We start from the raw sequence: 3138 nt of genomic DNA on the forward strand, positions 1-3138 counted from the left end.
CCTTCAGCCCGCCGACGAGTCTCGAATAGGCGTTGTGCGCGGCCATGACGGACCCGTCAGTGGGCGAAGACGTCGATTTCCGGCCAGCCCCGGATATCGAGCCGCGCCCGCGTCGGCAGGAAGTCGAAACAGGCCTGGGCAAGCTCCGTCCGCCCCTCGCGCGCGAGCATGGCGTCGAGCTTCTCGCGCAGACGGTGGAGATGGAGGACATCCGAAGCGGCGTAGGCGACCTGCGCCTCGGTCAGCTTTTCCGCACCCCAGTCCGAGCTCTGCTGCTGCTTGGAGATATCGATGTCCAGAAGCTCCTGCAGGAGGTATTTCAGCCCGTGCCGGTCGGTGTAGGTCCGCACCAGCTTGGAGGCGATCTTGGTGCAGTAGACCGGGGCGGCGAGCGCGCCGAACGTGTGGTCGAGCACCGCGATGTCGAAGCGCCCGAAGTGGAAGAGCTTGAGCACCGAGGGATCGGCCAGCATCCGGGCGAGGTTCGGCGCCTCGGTCTGGCCGGGCTCCACCTGCACGAGGTGGGCGTTCCCGTCACCGGCCGACAGCTGCACGACGCAGAGCCGGTCGCGGTGCGGGTTCAGCCCCATCGTCTCGCAGTCGATGGCGACGACCGGCCCGAGGTCGAGGCCGTCCGGAAGATCCCTGAAATGAAGGTGATTTGTCACGAACGACCCCTTTCCGATCCCTGTTCCGACCCCCGGTCGGGAGGGATGGTGCCCAGGAGAGGACTCGAACCTCCACGGCCGTTAAGCCACTGGTACCTGAAACCAGCGCGTCTACCAATTCCGCCACCTGGGCCGGTGTCGTGAATGCGGCTGATATCCCGCGCCCCGGGGCGTGTCAACAAGCTCCGGACGGGTTTCGGCGGGGTCTTGCGGGCTCAGTAATCGCGCTCGAAGAACACGCCGAGCGAGCTGCCGCCATCGGAGGAGAAACTGCCCCGCGCCGTGACGCTCGGGGTCAGGTCGATGTTGAGGGAAACCTCGCTCTCGCCCTCCGCGCCGATGGTCACGTCGGTGTAGATGTTCTCCGAGATGTAGCGGCCCGCGCGCACGGCGGCGTTGCCCTCGGCGTCGGTCTGGAGGTCGAGGTCGTCGAGGCCCAGCCCCTCGCGCAGGTTCGACAGGAGCCCGCCGTCCGACCGCCCGCCGGCCAGCGAACTCGCTGCATCGGCGAGCTGGATGAGCTGCACCGGGGACAGCGCCGAGACCGAGCGCCCGAAGAGGAGCTGTGCGAGGATCTCGTCCTCCGGCAGGAACGGGTCGGAGCTGAGCGAGATGTCCGGCGAGGAGGCCGGGCCCTCCACCGTGATGACGATGCGGTAGCCGTTGGCGCGGCTCTCGGCGCGCAGGATGAGATAGGGGTCGAAGTCGCCCTGGAGCGTCGCCGCCCCCTCCACGATGTCGAGCCGCGTGCCGAGGATCGAGATGCGGCCGCGGATCAGCTCGAACCGCCCCGCCGGGATCACGTTGGCGGTGGTGCCGCCGATGCGGATCGCGCCGCCGAATTCCGCGTCGATGCCGCGCCCGCGCAGGAAGATGCGACCCGGCGCCACGATCTCGATGTCGAGCCCGACCGCGCCCGAGCCGCCGCCGTTGCCGCCCCCGCCGTTGCCGGTGTCGAGGAAGCCCGCGGCGGCGAGCGTCCGGCGCTCGGGCGCGGTCATGTTCAGGTGGGCGATGTCCGGCACGGGCGCCGCGACGCCGAGGCCGGTCTCGGGCACGCGCAGCTCGGTCTCGCCGAGCGTGATCCGGCCCGCGACCAGCGGCGCCCGCGCGAGCTGGCCGCGCACCCTGAGGTCGCCCTGCGCGATGCGCAGCTCGTAGAGCGTGGGATCGACGAGGCGCACGTTGTCGAGCGTGAGACCGATCTCGCCCGGAACCCCGCCCGCGCCGAGGTCGAGCGATCCCGAGACGCCGACGCGCCCGCCGGTGGAGACGGTGCCGCCCCCGTCGAGCGCGAGACGCCCGCCCTGGAGGCGTCCGGTCAGCCCGATATCCTCGAGCGCGACCTGGAAGGTGGGCGCGGCGAGCCGCGCGCCCGTCGTCGTCAGCGTTCCCGACAGCGCGCCGAGCCCCGGCTGCCCCCGGAGGGCGAGGTCGAAGCGGAGCGTGCCCGCAACGGAACGCGGCGCGATGAACTGGTTGGCGATGGCGAGCGGCGCCTCGCCCTCTGCCGTCACGTCGACGCGTCCGCCGTCGAGGCCGACCGTGCCCGCGACATCCGCGCGCAGGCCCGCCGGTCCGCGCAGGTCCGCATCGACAAGCCAGCCCGGCTCGCCATTCCGGCCGACCTCGAGCGCTACCGTCGCCGGCCCGCGCACCGTATCGGTGAAGAGGCCGAGGTCGGCGAGGCGCGCGTCGGCGGTGAAGCTGCCACCGGCGTCGGCGATCCGCCCGGACCCGTTCAGCCGGATCTGGCTGCCGTCGAGCGACAGCTCGGCGACCGTGATGCCGGTCTCGTCACGCGCCGCGTCGAGGCGCAGGCGCGTCTGCCCGGCAAGAAGCTGCGGCGGAAGCGAAGGGGCACGGAGGTCGCGCGCGACGCCGTCGAGCGTGACGTCGAAGTGTCCGGCCTCGGCCTCGGCCGTGCCCTCGAATCGGGCGTCGAGCGACCCCGAAAGCTCCTGCCCCGCGAGCTCGGAGAGGCGCCCGAGGTCGGCGATTTCGGCTTCGAAGGCGAAGGTGGCGGGCGCCGCGCCGTCGACCGACCCGATGGAGGCCGTGCCGGAGGCGGAGATGTCGGCGGAGGCGAAGGTCAGCTCGTCGATCCGCGTGCCCGTCTCGTCGCGCTCCGCCGACAGACGCAGCCGGGTCTCGCCCGGCAGGACGGAGGGCGGCAGCGCGTCGCCCGCCGCGAGGTCCTGCGCGATGCCCTCGAGAACGATGTCGAACGCGCCGGACAGAGCCTGCGCGGTGCCTTCGAGATCGGCCCGCAGCGAACCGGAAAGGTCCTGACCCGCCAGACCGGAGAAGCGCGAGAGGTCGCCCGCCACCGCCGCGAGGTCGAAGCCGACGGGAAGCTGGTCCTGGCCGATGCCGACGCGGACGGAGCCCTCCGCCGTCAGGTTTCCCGCGACGAGGAGCAGATCGCGGAGGCGGAGCGGATCGCCCTCCTCCCAGCCGGCGCTCGTCG

General features: G+C 71.8%; 2 protein-coding genes and 1 tRNA gene. All 3 read right to left on the bottom strand.

Features of this window, described 5'->3' with window-relative positions; all coding sequences use genetic code 11:
- Positions 1 to 56: 56 nt before the first annotated feature.
- Positions 57 to 668, bottom strand: coding sequence for a ribonuclease D (locus ACTS11_RS16550; RefSeq protein ID WP_442641402.1), 612 nt, complete (start codon positions 666 to 668; stop codon positions 57 to 59).
- Between the two features lie 46 nt (positions 669 to 714).
- Positions 715 to 801, bottom strand: a tRNA-Leu gene (locus ACTS11_RS16555).
- A gap of 82 nt (positions 802 to 883) precedes the next feature.
- Positions 884 to 3138: translocation/assembly module TamB domain-containing protein (locus ACTS11_RS16560; RefSeq protein WP_442641403.1), on the bottom strand; the 2255-nt coding region annotated here is incomplete at its 5' end.

The sequence above is a fragment of the Roseicyclus sp. genome (assembly GCF_052168335.1).
Taxonomy (GTDB): domain Bacteria; phylum Pseudomonadota; class Alphaproteobacteria; order Rhodobacterales; family Rhodobacteraceae; genus Roseibacterium.